The 19,348-nt window shown below is 42.4% G+C and carries 18 protein-coding genes; 11 read left to right on the top strand and 7 right to left on the bottom strand.

The window, feature by feature from the left end:
- Nucleotides 1-161 precede the first annotated feature (161 nt).
- The 4 genes from EAG18_RS05720 to EAG18_RS05705 all read left to right on the top strand — a co-directional run bounded on the left by EAG18_RS05720 (nt 162) and on the right by EAG18_RS05705 (nt 5,584).
- Entirely contained in the window at nt 162-3,146 is a 2,985-nt protein-coding gene (locus tag EAG18_RS05720; protein ID WP_125251439.1) for a TonB-dependent receptor, read from the top strand.
- Between the two features lie 154 nt (nt 3,147-3,300).
- Nucleotides 3,301-4,389, top strand: coding sequence for a Xaa-Pro peptidase family protein (locus tag EAG18_RS05715; protein WP_125251438.1), 1,089 nt, complete (start codon nt 3,301-3,303; stop codon nt 4,387-4,389).
- Nucleotides 4,390-4,398: 9 nt separating this feature from the next.
- Nucleotides 4,399-5,343, top strand: a complete 945-nt coding sequence (locus EAG18_RS05710) for an ornithine cyclodeaminase family protein (protein WP_125251437.1) — start codon at nt 4,399-4,401, stop codon at nt 5,341-5,343.
- A complete protein-coding gene (locus EAG18_RS05705; RefSeq protein ID WP_125251436.1) occupies nt 5,324-5,584 on the top strand; it encodes a hypothetical protein in 261 nt (86 codons plus the stop codon). The genes EAG18_RS05710 and EAG18_RS05705 overlap by 20 nt, the downstream gene beginning before the upstream one ends.
- Here EAG18_RS05705 and EAG18_RS05700 read toward each other — a convergent pair.
- Nucleotides 5,566-6,732: a putative manganese transporter gene (locus EAG18_RS05700; RefSeq protein WP_125251435.1), complete on the bottom strand. Its 1,167-nt coding sequence runs from the start codon at nt 6,730-6,732 to the stop codon at nt 5,566-5,568. The genes EAG18_RS05705 and EAG18_RS05700 overlap by 19 nt on opposite strands.
- Before the next feature lie 70 nt (nt 6,733-6,802).
- Nucleotides 6,803-8,428: a M28 family metallopeptidase gene (locus EAG18_RS05695; RefSeq protein WP_125251434.1), complete on the bottom strand. Its 1,626-nt coding sequence runs from the start codon at nt 8,426-8,428 to the stop codon at nt 6,803-6,805.
- A 464-nt stretch (nt 8,429-8,892) separates the two neighbouring features.
- Here EAG18_RS05695 and EAG18_RS05685 point away from each other — a divergent pair, with 464 nt between their 5' ends.
- From EAG18_RS05685 to EAG18_RS05665, 5 genes are all read left to right on the top strand, one after another.
- Nucleotides 8,893-9,693 (top strand): DUF3025 domain-containing protein, encoded by an 801-nt coding sequence (locus tag EAG18_RS05685; RefSeq protein ID WP_125251433.1) that lies wholly within the window; start codon nt 8,893-8,895, stop codon nt 9,691-9,693.
- Between the two features lies 1 nt (nt 9,694).
- A complete protein-coding gene (locus tag EAG18_RS05680) occupies nt 9,695-10,480 on the top strand; it encodes an ATP-binding cassette domain-containing protein (protein ID WP_125251432.1) in 786 nt (261 codons plus the stop codon).
- Nucleotides 10,473-11,681, top strand: a complete 1,209-nt coding sequence (locus EAG18_RS05675; RefSeq protein ID WP_125251431.1) for an ABC transporter permease — start codon at nt 10,473-10,475, stop codon at nt 11,679-11,681. Before EAG18_RS05680 ends, EAG18_RS05675 begins: the two co-directional genes overlap by 8 nt.
- 185 nt (nt 11,682-11,866) lie before the next feature.
- On the top strand, nt 11,867-13,027 hold the full coding sequence (locus EAG18_RS05670; protein WP_125251430.1) for a hypothetical protein: 1,161 nt from the start codon (nt 11,867-11,869) through the stop codon (nt 13,025-13,027).
- Nucleotides 13,028-13,179: 152 nt separating this feature from the next.
- Nucleotides 13,180-13,473, top strand: a complete 294-nt coding sequence (locus EAG18_RS05665) for a hypothetical protein (protein WP_125251429.1) — start codon at nt 13,180-13,182, stop codon at nt 13,471-13,473.
- 18 nt (nt 13,474-13,491) lie between these two features.
- On the opposite strand, the gene EAG18_RS05660 is transcribed toward EAG18_RS05665, so the two are convergent.
- The 3 genes from EAG18_RS05660 to tsaA form a co-directional block, all read right to left on the bottom strand.
- Nucleotides 13,492-14,292 (bottom strand): UDP-2,3-diacylglucosamine diphosphatase, encoded by an 801-nt coding sequence (locus tag EAG18_RS05660; protein WP_125251428.1) that lies wholly within the window; start codon nt 14,290-14,292, stop codon nt 13,492-13,494.
- Between the two features lie 129 nt (nt 14,293-14,421).
- Nucleotides 14,422-16,149 (bottom strand): proline--tRNA ligase, encoded by a 1,728-nt coding sequence (locus EAG18_RS05655; protein ID WP_125251427.1) that lies wholly within the window; start codon nt 16,147-16,149, stop codon nt 14,422-14,424.
- 131 nt (nt 16,150-16,280) lie between these two features.
- The gene (gene tsaA / locus EAG18_RS05650; RefSeq protein WP_125251426.1) at nt 16,281-16,988 is read right to left on the bottom strand and encodes a tRNA (N6-threonylcarbamoyladenosine(37)-N6)-methyltransferase TrmO; all 708 of its coding nucleotides are present in this window, start codon (nt 16,986-16,988) and stop codon (nt 16,281-16,283) included.
- 154 nt (nt 16,989-17,142) lie between these two features.
- Between tsaA and EAG18_RS22135 the strand changes: the two genes are divergently transcribed.
- Together EAG18_RS22135 and EAG18_RS05645 are read left to right on the top strand one after the other, a co-directional pair.
- The gene (locus tag EAG18_RS22135; RefSeq protein WP_185745558.1) at nt 17,143-17,310 is read left to right on the top strand and encodes a hypothetical protein; all 168 of its coding nucleotides are present in this window, start codon (nt 17,143-17,145) and stop codon (nt 17,308-17,310) included.
- 5 nt (nt 17,311-17,315) lie between these two features.
- Nucleotides 17,316-17,603 carry a hypothetical protein gene (locus EAG18_RS05645; RefSeq protein WP_125251425.1) on the top strand — a complete coding sequence of 96 codons (288 nt, stop codon included), beginning with the start codon at nt 17,316-17,318 and terminating at the stop codon, nt 17,601-17,603.
- A 27-nt stretch (nt 17,604-17,630) separates the two neighbouring features.
- Here EAG18_RS05645 and EAG18_RS05640 read toward each other — a convergent pair whose 3' ends face one another.
- Both EAG18_RS05640 and EAG18_RS05635 read right to left on the bottom strand, forming a co-directional pair.
- A complete protein-coding gene (locus tag EAG18_RS05640; protein ID WP_125251424.1) occupies nt 17,631-18,395 on the bottom strand; it encodes a response regulator in 765 nt (254 codons plus the stop codon).
- Nucleotides 18,396-18,582: 187 nt separating this feature from the next.
- Nucleotides 18,583-19,329, bottom strand: a complete 747-nt coding sequence (locus EAG18_RS05635) for an EAL domain-containing protein (RefSeq protein ID WP_125251423.1) — start codon at nt 19,327-19,329, stop codon at nt 18,583-18,585.
- Nucleotides 19,330-19,348 lie beyond the last annotated feature (19 nt).

Below are 19,348 nucleotides of genomic sequence, written 5' to 3'. Positions count from 1 at the left end.
AATACCGTGACTAAGGATAGTCCTCCTCAGTACCATTAAAAACAAATAACTATAAAAATAGCAAGAATTGAATAATTAATATTGTATACAATATATCTATTGTGTATTGTTTGCTTGTTACCTAAAAACACACTCATCAATAGGAACATAAGGACAACACAATGCGTAATAACAAAAACACAACGCACATTCTAAGTAAAACGCTCCTGGCATCCGCACTATCAATGGTAATGGGGGCATCAACAGCTGTCGCTGCTGATGGTAATAGCACAGTAAAAGGCAGTATCAAAAGTGGTCAAGGTATTGAGTTGGCACAAGCTCAATTGACTTTTACGCACAACACCAAAGGATTAAAGTTTAGCGTTAAGACAAATACTAATGGTGAATATACTATCCGTAACCTCCCTGTTGGCATCTATACTGTGTCTATTAATAAAGCTGGATTTGAAACGCTTTTGGAGAAGAATGTCGAGCTTAGTATCGGACAGGCAATTATTTTAGACGCGCAACTGTTAAAAGAAGGACAAAATATAGAAAGAATAGCAGTGACAGGTACAGCTATTCGCAGGGTTGATATGGGGTCATCGACTGCGGGGGTCACGTTTACTGACTCTGAGCTAAAAGTTATGCCAGTTAACACAGGCTTTGAGAGTATCGCTTTACTGGCCCCAGGCACTGCGCAGCCCGGTGGTGATGCGTTTAAAGGCGCATCAAGCTTTGGCGGTTCATCGTCAGCAGAAAATGGTTATTATTTTAATGGTCTTAATGTAACAAGCATTCGCTCAGGCTTAGGATCTATTCGCTTGCCTTGGGAAGCAATCGCGCAAACTCAGATAAAAACAGGTGGGATCAGCCCTGAATTTGGCGGAGCATTAGGCGGAATAGTGAACGCAGTATCTAAATCAGGGGATAATGAGTTTACACTTGGTGCTGAATTACGAATAGACCCCTCGTCATCACATAGTTATCACGATTCTACTTACCTAGATAACGGCACAATCCATCTCAATACACAACAGAATTATGATTCATTTAAAGCACTTCAAGTTTGGACAAGCGGTGCGATTATTGAAGATAGCCTGTTTTTTTACGGCTTATTTGCGCCCCGCAGAGAAGACAATCGCTGGGCAGGACAAACGACCTACAATGATAGGAGCCGAGATGAAGACCGTTGGTTCACAAAGTTAGATTGGTTCATTAATGAAAACCATTCTGTTGGTATTTCAGCTATGAACAACAAGCGAGAATGGACAAGGCAAACTTACACTTATGATTGGCAGCGTAATACCATAGGTGATAAGCAAGGTGTGGCAGCCCCGGGGGAAGATGGTGGTAAAGTATATAGTGTTAACTATAGCGGCTATCTGAGTGACTTCTTCTCGGTTTCAGCAGTGGTAGGCCGAGTGACTGAAAATGTCGAAAATATAGTCGCATCAACGGCTCCTGGGGTCTGGGACGAACGGGGAAGTACAGTAACGCTATCGAGCCACACCGCCAGTGGCGTGTCTGAACAAGAATTTATACGCGATCAAGCGCGGCTAGACTTTAATATCGATTTAGATTATCACGCAATTTTGTTTGGGGTTGACTACACAAAAGTACAAGTAGAGTATTTTGAAGGACAAAATGGACTCGCAGACGCACAAGGGTGGTGGACGGTAAAGACCGCAGGGGAAAATAGCATATCAGGCGCTGCACTTGGGCAAGACTATATTGAGCGTCGGGTCAGGACACGCACAGTTGACTCCGAGGTGAAATCATTGGCGTTTTATGTCAACGATTCATGGCAAGTAACAGAGCAACTGGTTTTCAATTTAGGACTTAGATACAGCCAATTTGAGAATACGGTTACAGATGGCCGCGCATTTGTTGATATGGACAATCAACTTGCACCAAGGTTGCAAGCAATTTATGACCTAAATGGTGACGGTGAGTCTAAGGTGTTTGTAACCTATGGACGGTACTTTCAGCCTGTTTCCGCGAATATGAATATCACTCAAGGCTCGGCATCAGTAGAGTGGTTTGAATATTTTGACCTAGACCAAATTGATGGTAATGGTTACCCCGTTTTGTTGCAAGATGGTTCACCAAGTCGTGGAGAAATGCTACGTGACAGGCGATGGCGACAACGGGGTATCACAGAGCCGGGGCTAATTGCTTCATCTTCTCTAAAGCCTATGTATTCCGATGAATTTACTTTGGGTTATCAAACCTCAATTTTTGATGATATGGCTTTTGGTGTGAGGGCAATTTATCGTGATCTTGGTCGTAGTGTTGAAGATACTGATGTCGGCCCTGTTCTTGCGAAGAAGTTGGCAGAGCTAGGTATACAGGACAATGTAGGGCAGGGGTCGTACTATGTGTTAAACAACCCAGGTGAAGCTATCACCATGAGTTATGACTTTGATGGCGACGGGCAGGCTGATGATATTACGCTAACGGCTGAAGAACTGGCACTTCAGCAGGCCGTTCGTAAATATCTTGCACTTGAATTCACTTTGGAAGGAAATATTTCCGATAAGCTGAGAATAAACGCCTCTTATACTTGGTCTCATAGTTACGGCAACACCGAGGGGTTGGTAAAGACAGACAATAACCAAGCCGATCCCGGTTGGACAACATCGTATGACTATGCTGATTTGATGGATAACGGCTATGGTAATTTGCCTAATGATCATCGCCATTCAATAAAGCTATCTGGATCGTACGACATTACTGATGAGTTTACATTGGGATTGGTTGCCCGTACCACCTCAGGACGTCCGATGAACTATTTTTCAAAACACCCAGTTGGTGTGGATAGCTGCCGAAATGGCAGCCCATGGGATGATTGTGTAAGTAAAGATTATGGCCATGTTTCTCATTATGATGAAAATGGTAAGGCCATACCTCGCGGCAGCGTTGGCGAATTACCGTGGGCGACAATAGTGGATGTATCATTGAGTTACTCCACTGACGTACTTGGGCATGATTTATTGCTGAAGGGAACAATTTATAACTTACTTAACAGTGATAAGGCATTGGACATCAACGAGCAACGCTCATTAGATGGAGACAATGGATTGGTGGTTAACCCCGACTATGGCCTAGCGACACTGCGTCAAACAGAGCGTTACGCTTCATTAGTTGCAAGGTTTACATTTTAGTTTTCTTAAAGATGCCAAAGCCAAACAGGTTTGTTTGGCTTATTTTCTCGACCAAAATTTGATACAGAGTGGACTTACGGGTACGGTTCACTCGCTTTATTTTAGTGAACATGACTTTTATTAAAACAGGTCAATAAAAAGGGTGCTGACTTCTATGCAGGTTAACTATTCAGCCAGACAACAACGTTTAATTAAGAAGTTACAACAACATCAAAGTGATGCTCTTATTGTTTATGGCTACGAAAATATTGTGTATTTGACCGGCTTTACAGGCCACGCAGCAACATTACTCGTGCGAGCTAATGGACAACACCAACTGATCACCGATTACCGGTATTTTGAGCGTGCAGGCAATGAAGCCGTCGGCGTTGAGGTTGTGCTAAGAAATCGTGACGAAGAATCTTTACCCAACTGTATTTTCAGGTTGCTGGGTAAGGTACGTCAGGTTTCATTTGAGGCGCATCACATTAGTCACGCAGATTTTTTGTCATTAAATACCAGCTCAAAAAGTCAGATGCTGATAGCCGCGCCGCTATGGGTGGAATCGCTTAGACAAGTGAAAGATGAATATGAAATCCACTGTATTCAACGGGCAGCAGAGATTGCAGACTCTGCACTTGCGCATACATTGCGTTTTCTCAAAGCGGGAGCTACGGAGCGAGAAGTTGCGATTGAGCTTGAATATCAGATGCAAAAATTAGGCTCTGAGGGTGTCGCTTTCGATACTATTTTACTATTCGGCGCGCGCTCATCTCTTCCTCATGGAAACCCAAGTAATACTAAACTCAACCTCGGAGACTTCGTGCTCATCGATTTTGGTGCTGTAATAAACGGTTATCGTTCTGATATGACAAGAAGTTATGTACTTGGTGAATCAAACCAACAGCAACAATCAATGTTTGAAACAGTGCAAGCAGCTCAGCACGCAGCGCTTGAGCTGATAAAACCTGGGGTCAATTGTAGCGAGTTGAATACAGCTTCGCATCAAGTGCTCAGTAATAGTCCATTCGCACAATACGCAGGTGAAGGTTTGGGACATGGTGTTGGATTATTTTTGCATGAACAGCCATTTATCAAACCTGGCGTTGACCACCAATTAGAAGTTGGCAATATCATCACCATTGAGCCGGGCATTTATATTCCAAATTATGGCGGCATAAGGCTTGAAGAGGATGTCTTAGTGACAGAAAGTGGGTTTAAATGTTTAACMCATGCTCCGCAAAACTTTCAGCTMGCGAACTAAGGAGTCAAGATGCAGATTATCTCTCGCCAAGAAGTAATAAATAACCTTAACTACTCAACGCTAATAAAGGCGCTTAAGCACGGTTTTGCACAAGCCGCGGGCACCCCTGCACGACAAGTTTTTGAGTTGGATGATAGCCGTAATAATCATGATGCGTTTGCTGTTTTGCCCGCGTGGAATGCAGACGTGATAGGGGTCAAAGCATTTACGTATTTTCCGAGCAATCCCCAGCATGATAAAGCGACACTTTACTCTAAAATAATGCTATTCGGGCGCGAGTTTGGTGAACCGCTGGCATTGGTGGACGGCACCGAGGTAACGTTATGGAGAACATCTGCAGTGTCAGCATTAGCTGCAGATTATCTGGCACCGAAGGATGCTAAGCATTTGGTCTTTTTCGGGTCAGGAAATTTAGCGAGTTATATGATAAACGCTCATTTAAGCGTCAGAAATTATTCTAAAGTTTCCATAATTGCACGTAATGAACACAAAAGTGGTCAGTTAGTAGAGTTGCTATCATCACAATATCAAGATATTGAGTTTGTGCGTTACAAGCGGGCAACTGCATCTGTTATTGCATCAGCAGATGTGATCAGTTGCGCGACTGGTAGTCATTCGCCACTATTTGATGGCGAGTGGCTAAGCGGGGGGACGCACATAGATTGTATTGGTAATCACCATAAGCATTGTCGAGAGTGCGATACAACAACCGTGGTGAGAAGCCGAGTATTTGTTGACAGTCGCGCTAATGTATTAAACGAAGCCGGCGAACTATTATTGCCGATCAGTGAAGGCAAATTCAGCGCCGAAAAGATAGTTGCAGAGCTTAGCGAAATGGCTAAAAATAATCTCAGGCGAAGTGATGAGCATGAAATTACTTTGTTTAAGTCTGTAGGAACAGCATTAAGTGATTTAATAGGAGCAAAATTAGTATATGACTTGGTTCAAAAGTAAAGAGCAAGGCAAAGTATATGAGGTCACCGCAGTAATTAAAGCCGCAGACAAACGCTTGGTTAATCCCTTAATATGTCACCAGTGCCACATGTTAGTCAGCTATCAAGGGGCGGGCGGTGATACAAAAAGTGAAAAGCTGTTGTATGATGACACCTTTTATAAAGCGTTCCAAAATCGTGATAGCTGTTACGTGATGGTGGATGATAATGGCATTCGGCATTATCATTCCAGTGAGAAATAAAATAAGCCGTAGCCCACAATAAATGCGGGCACTGCTGAGTAGAAAGTAGCAAATAGTGCTGCTCTTGGCGCCAGTGCAATTGCAGGAAATAACGCGTCACCATCGTTAGCTACAGCATTTGCTGCAAGTGCACTAAAGGGCACCACACCTTGAAGATACAGAGTCGTCACAACAATCTGTGGTCCACAACCAGGCAACAACCCGACAAGTATAGCTACAAGTGGTGCATAGATGGCGTAGTCTTTAAACCACATAGCCAGATCAAGCCCTAAATATGCGGTAGATAATTCGTAGAGTAAGAAGCTTGCAACCACCCAAGCGGTGACAAAATGCGTGTCCTGTAAAACCCGAGTAAGCTTAGAAGGCGGGTCGCATTCACCCTCTTCACAGGTGATATCTTTATAACTGACACCTTTTGAACTTAGTGCCCAAACACTGACGGCGAAAAGGCACAGTATAGCGCCTAGCCATATTATTATGTTTTCAAATGGTGCCATGTCAAAGTTAAACGCGATAGCCAGTGCAATTACCAGACTTGGAAGTAAACATAATTTCCAAACCTTACGGCTGACACTGAAAGCACGACTGACATGAAGGGCTTCTTCTTCGACTTTGTTAACACGCTGTGGTACACAAAAGTCGGGTTTATGAATTAAGTGCACGGCAACTCCGCTTGCAATGCCCACACCGACGCCCATTGTAATGATTATGACGGCTGTAAGCGGCTCCTTAGCCAATAGCAAAAACGCGGCATCTCCCATCGTTGCTGTAAGCACTGCCACAACAGAGGCAAAACTAGCTTGCTTTTTGGTAAATTGAGTAACAACGATGATTGCACCACCACAGCCGGGTAAAGCGCCTAATATTGACGCCATGATAATTTCAAGAATAGGGGATTTAGCACTGAGATAATTCAGGTTGAGTTGTGGGATCTTATCAACTAAAAAGTAATAGATAAGTAAAGTGGCCGCAACGAAGACGCTGACTTGAAAAAAAGCATCACTTAGTGCGCCAAGAACAATAGGTCTGGCTGTTTCAAATGCCAAAAGTACGATGATGAAAATCGGTAAAACCAGACGTTTGTTAAACAATAAACTCACCTTAGCTATGTGTGCTGGTTGAGAGTATCGAAGAAGAGATGAAAGCATAAAGTGCAACCCGTGTGTTATCTAAGTTGCACTTTAGATTTAAATTAAATGAAAATCAATATCATTTGTATTATTTTCTTTGGAACTCGGCGGTTGCTTTCCATTTTGGCCATTCATTTTGTTGAGACACATCATAACCAACTTTAAAGAAAAGTTGCAGGTCTTGTACCGCACCGCTTAGATCCCATTCGTCACGGTAGCGATCACATGGCTGATGATAACAACCACGCAATACCAGCCCCATGCGCTTGCGATACTTTTCAGTAGCGGCATCTCGAGCTTCAGTTCCGCCACCTGCATACATTGCAGGTACGCCCATGTTCGCAAACGCGAAATGATCCGAACGGTAGTAACCACCAGCCGCTGGGCGAGGGTCGCCTGAGACTGCACGGTCTTGCGCCTTTGCAGCTGTTTCTAGCATTTCGTCAAGCTCTGACTTTCCAATACCCACAACGCTGATGTCTTTTACTTTACCTAAAAGGTTTAGGCTATCCATATTGATGTTAGCAACAGTTTGCTTTGCAGGGATCACTGGGTTTGCAGCATAAAACTTAGAGCCTAGCAGGCCTTGCTCTTCGGCCGTCACCGCTAAAAATGTAATTGAGCGGTCAGGGCGTGTTGGTAGCTTAGTGAAGGCTTCAGCGACTTCAATCATGCCACCCGTACCACTTGCGTTATCATGAGCACCATTATAGATTTGGTCGCCTTTACGGTTTGGGTCGATCCCTAAGTGATCCCAGTGTGCAGAGTAGATGATGTGCTCATCAGATTTTTTACTGCCAGGAAGGGTAGCAATAAAGTTATATGAAGTAGATTTTTTAATCGTGTTCTTGACTGTGACAGAGGCACTGAGGTCGCCCATATCGACATGATATGCGCCTTGCGCCGCTTTTGCCTTAGCGGTCTCGAAATCAAGCCCTGCTTTTTCAAATAATTCTTTTGCAACGTCAACGGTTACCCAGCCTTCAACAGCCACGCGATCCATATTATTATTTTCTTTTTGGAAACCAAATTGTGGTCCACTCCAAGAGTTTTCCACTACGCTCCATGGGTAAGAAGCTGGTGCGGTTTCATGAACAATAATAGCGCCAGCAGCACCTTGGCGTGAAGCTTCCTCGTATTTATACGTCCAGCGGCCGTAATAAGTCATTGCTTCACCAGTAAACTTGCCTGAATCAGGGTTAGCAAACCCAGGGTCGTTGACTAGCATGACGACTGTTTTACCCTTTACATCTAGCCCTTCATAATCATTCCAATCGTACTCAGGCGCGTTAACACCGTAGCCAACAAATACAAGCTCTGAATCTGTAATTGATTCAAGTTCGCTGATCCGAGCAGAGCCCATCACCATATCTTTTTTATATTCGTAGCTTTTGCCACCAATTTCTAACGTCATATTAGGGTCTGCTTCCAGCGAGACAAGGGGAACCTCTTGTAGGAAGCTATTGCCATTACCAGGCTCATAGCCAAGTGCTTTAAAATGTTTGGTTAAATAGGCAAGTGTTAGCTCTTCCCCTTTAGTTGACGGTGCGCGGCCGCCAAATTCGTCAGATGYGAGTGTTTTGATGTGAGCTCTTAGTTGAGCATCATTAATACTGTTATACGCAGTGTCGATGTCTTGAGGGCTATTGCTTGTGCTAACACAGCCCGCAAGTACAGCAACAGAGAGTGCGCTGAGCGCCAGTCTAAGTTTCATAATTGCCTTTCTTTTACTTGTTAGGAACCCGTAACTTGTAACACAAAATACGGTAAAGTTCGAGAATAAGGAGACGTTCATCACTTTATAGAAGCGACTTACTAGTAGCTTGTAGGGTCGTTTTCAATCAGGTATCACCATCGCGATGTTATACCAATTTGAGTTAATACTTGCTCAATTTGAAGGAGTTAATCTGACGCTAACAGCGTTAAAAATTTCTCATTTAGAACAACTAAATAGCAAAATTTTTGCCTTGCCTATATGGATGTAGGTACCAAAGCGATAGCAGGACGCGGTAGCGGAGTTATCGACAAGATTTTCTCGCCTCAAAATAGACTACTTAATTTAGAAAATTGGTATTACTTGCGTTGTGTGCAGTTACGGTCATTTACAATTGACTTTTGCCAAGTATCGAACGCTTAAGTAAAATAGCCAGCTAATTGCATGTTAAGTATTTCAATCCTATGAAAAAGTTTACAGCGCCTGAGGCGTGGCAGGTTACATGTTTAAAGGCCGAACCCTTTTCCCATTTGAATCAGCTGTTTGATTTAAAAAGCCAATCAGACTGGCCAACACCTCAATGGCTGTCATCACACGCAAACACCATTAGCTCACAACAATATAATACTCGGTTTGTGGCCGACGAAACGCTGGACTTTGGTGAAAAATACTACGAAGAAATTATCTATGAAACTCACCAAGTACCGACACGCAGTCAAAATTGGCATGATTTATTTGGCGCGCTTATTTGGTGTTTATTCCCAAAAACAAAAGCACTGTTAAATGCGTTACATATCGAAGAAATAGAACAGTTTGGCTTAAAGCAGAGAAGTAAAAAACGCAATGCCCTTACGTTATTTGATGAATGTGGTTTGGTATTAGCAATAGATGATGACATGTGGCGAGATGCGTTTAAAGCCCACGATTGGCAGCGTGTATTTTATGACAACAAGTCCCAGTGGTTGCACAATTTAAAGCCTTTTGTATTTGGTCATGCAAATTATGAAATGCTAACGGATCCCTTTATTGGGTTGACGGGAAAGCTGGTGTGTATCAATGTTGATGCTACTTTTTGGCAGCTTTCACTTGCTCAGCAATATATTTGGCTCGATACCAAACTGGTTGAACTTATTAGTGACGGTTTACTTGAGGACAATACCAAAATGTCGCCAATTCCACTGCTGGGGATCCCAAATTGGTATGAACCACAAGACCTTGCATTTTATCAAAACACGGACTATTTCAGACCGAAAAGAAGGAAATAGCATGATAGCTATTAGCGGACTAAAAAAACGTTTTGCCCTAACTCGTGAACATAAAAAGAAAAAGAGTCAGACAGATCCTCGAGAGCGAGATGGCTTTTTCCATAGTGTGGAGGAGGTGAACCTACACTGTGGTGAGGGAGAGGTACTGGGTCTATTGGGGCCAAATGGAGCAGGAAAGACCACAACTTTGCGTATGCTCTCTACTGCACTAACCCCAGACGATGGCACTATTTTGGTTGACGGTCAGGACATTGTAAAAAAGCCAGTTGTGGCGCGTAAGGCAATAGGTTTTCTCTCTGGTTCAACGGGGCTATACGGCCGTCTTACAGCCAAAGAAAATGTAGAATACTTTGCTCGACTTCATGGATTAAAAGGAAAAGCGCTAAAAGCCAGATGCGATGCACTGTTTCAACGCTTGGAAATGGAAACTTTTCTAGATAAAAGAGCAGAGCATTTGTCGACTGGAATGAAGCAAAAAACAAATATTGCACGAGCAGTAGTGCATAACCCCAAGGTGGTGGTGTTAGACGAGCCAACTACGGGGCTTGATATTATGACTACGCAAACCGTAATCTCATTTATCCGTGACCTAAAATCAGCTGGCACACCCGTTATATTCTCAACTCATCATTTAGATGAGGTGGCACTGTTGTGTGACCGAGTGTCTGTAATTGACAAGGGGATAACCTGTTTCGATGGCAGCCTTGCAGAATTTAAAACCAAAGGCCAAAGTCACGAGCTAAACCAAGCATTTTTGAATTTATTAACGGGAGCTGCGCATGTTTGAAGTATTTTTGAAAGAGCTCAGGGAGCTTCTGCGCGACCGTAAAACACTATTTTTCGTGATAGCCCTACCCATGCTCGTGTTTCCCGTGATCATGGCATTAGTAGGGTTTATGGCATCACAAGCCGCGATGGAAGCAAAAYAGGAAGTGCATACGTACTATATTGTGAACGAGTCCTTTGCCGAAAAGTTTTCAGAACAAGTTTTTTATCATAAAAGTTTTAAAAAATATAATGGAGAACTAGCACTTGATAGTGTTGAAGCGCTCAGTGACGCTGTCCGTAATGGTGTGATTGATGTGGGGATATTTATCCCAGCTGATCCTGCGAAAAACTTAGAGTCGGGCATTAAAAGCGAATGGAAAATAGTGTTCAATGATGCCCAATCGATTAACTTTATTTATGACCGTTTATCTAAACTGGCAATGTCATTTTCCGATGAACTTAGAGCATTGAAATTAACCGCTTTGGGATTGTCTCAAGAGCAGCAAGCTGCTGTTTTACAACCTATTTCAATTACCAAGGTAGATACTGCGGATAAGCGTGAAAACTTAGGTGAAAAGTTAGGTGCATTTATCCCTTACATGCTTATCCCATTGGTGCTGATGGGGGCGAGTTATCCGGCAATAGACTTAGGTGCAGGAGAGAAAGAGCGTGGTACTTTAGAGACGCTATTATTGACCCCAATTTCTCGCACTGAATTGGTATTAGGAAAGTTTTTAACTGTACTGAGTAGTTCAATATTCTGTGCCCTTATTACGGTCTCTAGTATGGCGTTGTGGATTGGGATAGCGAGTCGTTTCGTCGAGCTTGATGTCATTAAAACTGCTTTTTCTTCGGTGGCCATGATGGACTTTGTCTTAATTTTTGCATTGCTACTGCCAGTTGCAGTTATGCTGTCATCACTGACATTGGCTATTTCCATTTACGCAAGAACCTTTAAAGAAGCACAAAACTATATGGGGCCACTGAGTATGGGGATTTTTATTCCCATAGTGATGTCTTTAATGCCAAATATGGAATTGACGGCTAAGACGGCATTGATCCCCATAACTAATGTTGCGTTGGCCATAAAAGAAATCATTAAAGGCACCGTTGATTATAGCTATGTTGCTCTGATATTTGGTGCATCAGCAGTATTAGCAGCAGGTCTCCTTGTCTGCTGCGTCAAGTGGTTTAATAAAGAAACTGTACTGTTTAGATAAAGTACAAGGCAGCAGTAATTATTGAGAATTATGGCGTTTTTCTGTACGATTAGCGCCTTAATACATGCCGGAGTTGTAGTTAACTTAAACTCGTCATAATGTTTACCCCGACTTCAGGTTAGTTAGTTTCAGGATAGCGGGCGGAAGTTTTAAGCTTCAATATTTGTCACTCAAGGAATGTAAAGATGACATCAACCACAGAACTAAAGTCTGTCAGTGAAACAGTAACTAGCGGCATTGCAATGTTATTGTTGTTATCGTCAGTGCTGCATCTTTTCACTTCAAGTTTTATCGAAGCGCTGGTCTACTTAATCATTGCCTTGGTGCTATTTTCATACTGTCATCGCTTAACGTTTGATCCTTTTAAAAAACAAGTTGTGATCACAAAGCAACTGTCGGTGCTAAGTAGAAATATTTGGACAATACATCAATCTCTAATACCACTTAAAACGGTAACTGACATGTCAGTGGAGGGGAATAAACAGCTCAGTTATTTAGGCATTAGCTACCTTGCTAATGGTAAGCGGCCTGCCATCTATTCGTTTTCGTGTTTGAGGCAAACCAGCCAACTTGACGAGATATTGTCAGGAGTAGGTTTTGATCAAAACAAAGGTCAAACTGGAGCTTCCTATACTGACGGAGCAGCGCGTGAGACCCCAGTAACTCTTGCTGAGTTATTTCCTTCATTTATGAGAAATAATAGAGCGATTGAGGCTTGCTTTCCAGTATTACGATGCGCACTACCAACACCACAAGAGAAGCGCCATATTGCTTGGATGGTAGTAGGGGGCTTTGGTTTTATGACTGGCGCTGTGCTTTACTCATCTCAAAATTATGTGGCGGGTTTAGTATTGTTGGTGCTCACCTATTTGAGCTACTGGTTGATGTGTGTGCTTATCAGTAATAAACACTATTTTGTTTATCATTCTCCCTGTAACGAAATTGAGGTTGAGAAAGACAGTCTATTGCTACCCGCGTTACTGTTTAAAGATAAACAGCCTCGAAAGGTAAACAAGGGCGAAGTTAAATGTATTAAAGCGCACTGGAATACATTCACGGTCAGTGACCTAGATAGATTAGCCGCTTCTACTCGTCGTAATCATATCGTTGAGTTAGTATTTGACACAGAATACGGCACGACGGTCTCACTCTCTGGCATGAGCGTAGAAGCCGAGCCACTTCTGCTAGCGTTAACGCATTGGCAGTATCCGCTGTCGGTAGCGCATACGAATAAAGCGGTTTTCCCAATAGTGAAACACTTTCAATATGGTATGCTTGTGTTTATTTTAGGTATAATTATTTGGGCAATGACGACATATGTATTACCAATCATTTTAAATAAGTGAGCTATTTTCTATCGCCAAAATAAGCACTTTGCTGTTTATTCGTTTTTTCAAACTAAGCAAGCATGAAGACTAATATAATACAGCCAACATGGCAAAAAGCTCGGATAAGTGCAAAAAATGCACTGTGCTAACACTAGGTATAAACACTAAATATGAAACACAATCAGGATTATCCTCAGGCTTTGGCTGAGGAAATGTTGCAAAAGGAAGCGACACTAAGAGAATTTAACTCGCTGCGGCCTAACAATAAACAGCGATTCTATCAAAGTGCAGGTATGCTAACGGCAGTAGTATTTTTGGTATATTGTTATCCAAAAATTATCGAACAACCTGTTTTATACATACTGCTGATCCTGATGATGAGCTCAAACGCACAGGCATACATGCAAAATAAGCGTACTAATAAGCGCATCGATTTACTGCATAAGCTATTAAAGGATGAGTGATTAAAAAGAAGCCGCTAATTAAGCGGCTTTAACATTATTGGTTTCCATACTTTCCATTTCAACGACACTGAGGACAGATTGTACGTCTGACCAATGTAGCAATTCGATACGACCAGCTTGGTTTTCTACCAATGCTGTGCAGTTCTCTATCCAATCACCATCGTTACAATAAACGATGCCATCTACGACACGGATCTCAGGCTGGTGGATGTGCCCGCAGATAATACCGTCAACGCCTTGCTTTTTCGCTTCATGAATAGCGGCATTTTCAAAAGCAGCAATAGCTTCTCTCGCCTTATGTACACGCTGTTTAAGCCAAGATGCTAGCGACCAATAATGGCCTCCGTATAACCGTCGTACACGATTGGTCCAACGATTTAAAAACAATAAAAAGTCATAAGCGGCGTCACCAATGAGGCTGATCAGTTTGTTGTAGCGAGTTGCTGAATCAAAGTCATCACCATGTAGCAGTAAAAAGCGTTTACCTGCCGAAGTGATATGAATGAAGGTTTTGTGTACTTCGACTTTAAAGAGTGTTTGTCCGCCATAATGCCTAAAGGTTTCATCGTGATTACCAGGAATGTAAATAACGCGAGTACCAGCCTCAGCTTTTTTTTGTATACATTCCAATACCTGATAATGAGAGGGATCCCAAAAGAATTGGCGTTTCATTGACCATAGATCAACAATATCACCCACTAGGTATAGTACATCACATTCTGTTTTGTTGAGGAAATCTAACAAGAACTTTGCTTTACAGTCCTTGTAGCCTAAATGGACATCTGAGATCCAAATACTCGGATAGTACGTTGTTTTCATGGCCTGACTCTTTAGCGTAATAATAATAATGCTAAGAGGAAAAGGTGACAGATACAGGGCAGTTAGAAGAAGGTAATATGACAAAGGGGCAGACAAAAGAATGCCCCTCTATTGGAAACTCAAGCGTACTTATTTGCTTTTAATTGCATTAACGATAGTGTCTACCGCAGACTCAATATCAAGCATTAACTTTTCGCCAGTATGGCGGTTTTTCAACTCAACCTTATTTTCATCAAGGTTGCGCTCACCTATTACTAAGGTATACGGTACGCCAATAAGCTCCATATCGTTAAACATAACGCCAGGACGCTCCTTACGGTCGTCAAATAATACATCTATACCCTTACGTTGCAGATCTGTATAGAACTTCTCTGCTATCTCAGGGATACGGTGAGACTTGTGCATATTCATTGGCACGATAGCAAGTTCGAATGGCGCAATGGCAACAGGCCACTTGATACCGTAGTCGTCATTATTCTGCTCGATTGCCGCGGCAACGATGCGTGAAACACCAATACCATAACAGCCCATGGTCAATGTTTGGTTTTTACCTTCTTCACCGAGGACACCGGCTTTCATCGCTTCTGAGTACTTTGTACCAAGCTGGAATACGTGACCAACTTCTATACCGCGTTTGATCAGGATTTTACCCTTTCCACAAGGGCTTGGATCGCCCTCGACTACGTTACGTATGTCTTCAACAGTATAGTCGTTTACGTCTCTGTCCCAGTTGATACCACTATAATGAACACCATCTTTGTTTGCACCAGCTACAAAGTCTGCCATTACTGCGGCACTGCGATCTACGATAATAGGCATTGAGAGACCAACAGGGCCCAGTGAACCAGGTTTTGCACCAATTGCCTTGACGATGTCTTCTTCGCTCGCCATTTCAAGTGGTGAATCGACTAGTGCTAGCTTTTCAGCTTTGAGTTCATTTAATTCATGGTCGCCACGAACAATAAGCGCGACAAGATCACGATGACCGTCTTCATTTGGTGCCCCATACACAATAAGTGTTTTGACGCCACGGTGCGGTTTCACGCCATGCTTTGCTTTTAGCTCTGCGATGGTGAAAGCTTCCGGCGTGTCAAATGTATTGAGCTCTTTATTTGGGGCTGGACGAGCTTCAGTTGGCGCTAGCGCTTCAGCCTTCTCAATGTTTGCCGCGTAATCACTTTCGTCACTAAATGCGATAGCATCTTCACCAGACTCTGCAAGTACATGGAACTCGTGCGATAAGTTACCACCAATTGAACCGCTGTCTGCGATAACTGGGCGGTAGTCAACGCCTAAACGATCAAAAATGTTACAGTAAGCTTGGAACATCTTATGATAGGTTTTTTCAAGACATTCATCACTCATATGGAATGAGTAAGCATCTTTCATGGTGAATTCACGTGCACGCATTACGCCAAAGCGTGGACGAACCTCGTCACGCACTTTTGTGCTCACTTGGTAAAGTGTGATTGGAAGTTGTTTATAGCTATTAATTTCGCGACGTACAAGATCCGTGATCACTTCTTCATGTGTTGGGCCCAGCGCAAAAGGGCGGCCGTGACGGTCATTAATACGTAAAAGTTCAGGACCAAACTGCTCCCAACGACCAGACTCTTCCCATAACTCTGCTGGCTGGATCACTGGCATGAGAAGCTCAATCGCTCCCGCTTTGTCCATTTCTTCGCGGACAATTCTTTCGACTTTGCGGAAAACTTTTAAGCCTGATGGCAGCCAAGTATAAAGTCCAGATGCAAGTTTACGGATCATACCCGCTCTAAGCATTAACTGATGGCTTACCACTTCGGCATCAGACGGCGTCTCTTTTTGAGTCGCCAATATATATTCACTTGTACGCATTCTTATTCCAGTATAAGTTACTTATTGTTCTCTTATTAGCGGCTATTCTAGCAGTGCTATTGCCGCTTAAAAAGCTTTAATACCTAAACATTTTCATAATTTAGTAGTTTATTGGTAAGCTGCGGCGTTCACTATTTAGCTGACGAAATCTCAGTGACATGATTGTGCTCACCATCTACGCTCCAGCGGATATTATAATCATATAAACTCATACCATAGCTCTGTTGTGATGCACGTTTTTTCTTGTATGCAGGGCGAGGATCTTGTTTAAGTACGTTCGTAATAAACTGTTTTAGTTCTGGGTATTGTTTTTGCTTTTCGATAAAGGTTGCAGCATCATCTGAAAAACTGACTGACATTTGTGTTTCAGGTCTGGTGTCTGCAAAGCCTGCGGTAGCATCCACCAAGGCATCTGAGTATGGAAGGTATGGCTTGATGTCAATAATGGGTGTACCATCTAATAGGTCAATTCCAGCTAATAATAAATCTAGTTGACCATTTTTGTATTCAATACCCTCGAGTTTTACTGCACTCATGCCAATGCCATTAGGTCTAAAAGTTGCCCTAGTCGCAAATACACCTTTGCGTTCATTACCACCTAATCTTGGTGGACGAACGAGAGCAGAATAACCTTTATCAGCCGTTTCATGGAAACGAAATAGCAGCCAAATATGCGTAAACTCGTCAATCCCACGAACAAATTCTTCGCGATTAAATTCGCCGACAAAGCGCAACTTGGCTTTTGCTTCAGGGACAAGCCTTGGTTGTCTTGGAATAGCGAATTTTTGTTTGTAAGGTGATTGAATATAGCCAATGGGCTGAATTTTGACAGGTTCCACCGTTTTCTCTATCTAAATCTAAGTAGCGTGAGTTTACTATCAATTGTGTTTTTCACAAAATCTCAAAAGGGTGCCATCGCTGTAATGTGGTGTAATTATTTTATTTTGATTTTTAGTATAAAGTTGTAAACAAAATAAGATTGGTTCTCTCTCTATGGATAAGCAACAGTTATTTTACCAACTTAATGACAATTCACAGCATCAGTGCGATAAAATTCTTGGTACCCGTGCGCACGAATATAAAAAACTCGTCGCTGAGATTAAGCCTATTCAAGGGCTAAAGGAAAAGCTTCGAGCGCAAAAAATAAGAAATGGTATATAGTTGTCATGGAATTTTATAAAAAAGTTCATCAAAGCTGCCAACAAGCCCTATGCCATTCGTCGCCACTCAGACCTATACTTATAAGCGCAATTTCAAATCGTCGCGCATCACTACAAGCTATCGTGTCAAACTTATCCGATGGTGTAGTTAGCCCCAAAGAATTAGATACTTTACTCAGTCAAGAAGCAGAAAAAGTGAGCGTACAACTACTAAAAGAAGGGAATTTAAGTAAGCAAGAGGCTATTGCTGCAAGTGAAAAGGTGATATTTACACTAGCGCGAAATCTACTTTAATACCAAAGGCGGAAGCTACTAGTGGGTTTAATGATCGTTATTGACTTCGTCAGGTGCTTGCTTATCTAAGAAGTCCAACAACGCGTCAACGCTAACTTGAGTTGTCTCTGAAAATGCCTCTAGATCAAATCTAACACCAAAGAGACAGTCCTTTACCCGCTCATCGTTTACTTCAATGCGCACGATAGTGCCGTGTAGAGCGGCTAAATTCAGTAATGTTAAGCCGGTATCGTGCTCGAATGTAACGTCAAACTTGGTCGTTTGGAATAATTTTAATGCCTCAGAATAAGGAGCTTGTAGCTGCATACCTGTTCGGCTAATGTTTGTAATTTGTCCATTGATAAGAGTGCGTCCCGAGTATATTAGCGCCTTATGTGGAGGTAGCGCTGAGTGTCGAGTAGATTGGCGTTTGCTTGCACTATTCCATGATTTGTTAACTGCTGCTTCTAGTTTTTCAGCTTTGAATGGTTTAACGACAAAATGGCTTACTCCGTTTTGTATTGCTGTAATGACAAAATCGCGGCCGCCGTTGGAGGTCATCATGATGAATGGAATATCTTTTAGCTGGTGATTGTTCCGGACATGATATAGTAGTTCCTCGCCATTCATTTCAGGCATATTCCAATCTGAAATAATAATATCAATCGGGTGAGACTCTAGAATTTGAATCGCATGCACACCATTAGTCGCTAGGATGACTTTGTCTGAGCCCAAGCGAGTGTGGATGATGTTACGTACAAGATTGCGCACTGTTAAACAGTCGTCTACTACTAAAAATTGTACATTTCTCACCACAAACCAACCTAAGCCAAAAAATTCGGCGCGGATCCTACCACAGCTATGACTAATTAGTAAGCATCAAGAACAAAACTTAAGCGTGAATGATGTCAAAAAATAAGCAACTTACTGATACCTAGTTAAATAATATGAGCTAAAATATTCTAGTGATTACTCTCTGTGTTGTCCTCGCTCGGGTTTGTCACACTTTATGCCAGTCAACTGTGGGAAGCGACTCTATAACTGGTTTGGCAAAGTAGTAACCTTGGAACAAGGTTAGTCCAGCCTGCTTGAGATACTCGTATTCAGCCCGAGTCTCAACTCCCTCTGCGAGTAGTTTCACATTGAGCATATCACAGGTGACGATCATGCCTTTGAGAATAGCTTGCTTAGCATGATTGTTTTGAATATCAGTGATCAGCGACATATCAAGTTTAATAAGATCAGGTTGAAACCCACTAAGCAAGCTAAGGCCTGCATACCCTTCACCAAAATCATCAATAGCAGTCTTGAATCCATTCTCTCTATATGTTTTGAAAATTGTTGTGAGAAAAGAGCGGCTAATCACTTGCTCTTGCTCGGTTACTTCAAAAATAATCTGTTTCGTTGGAAACTGGCATCGTTTGGCACTTTTTATGGTAGTCTCGAGGCAAGCTTGAGGTTCATAAATAGCTTGCGGCATAAAATTAATGTTGAGATTATCCGTTTGGCTCAGCGCTGAAAACGTCTCAATCGCAGTTACTCTGCAACGCTGATCAAACGCATATAGGTTATCTTCATTGACATTGCTTAATATCTCGAATGCGCTCTCTCCGTTTTTTCCTCTCACTAGTGCTTCATAAGAGAATATCGACTTGGAGTTAATATCAACGATCGGCTGAAAGGCCATGGTGATATCAAAATTAAGCTTTTGCTTACATAAGCAGCGTGTTGCTGAGGTATGTCGCATATAGTTAGCCTTTTTGTTG

Origin of the sequence: Pseudoalteromonas sp. J010 (genome assembly GCF_003934235.1) — a bacterium.
In the GTDB taxonomy this organism is placed as follows: domain Bacteria; phylum Pseudomonadota; class Gammaproteobacteria; order Enterobacterales; family Alteromonadaceae; genus Pseudoalteromonas; species Pseudoalteromonas peptidolytica.
The sequence above is the reverse complement of the archived record's forward strand: the minus strand, read 5'-3'. Positions and strand labels throughout refer to the sequence as shown.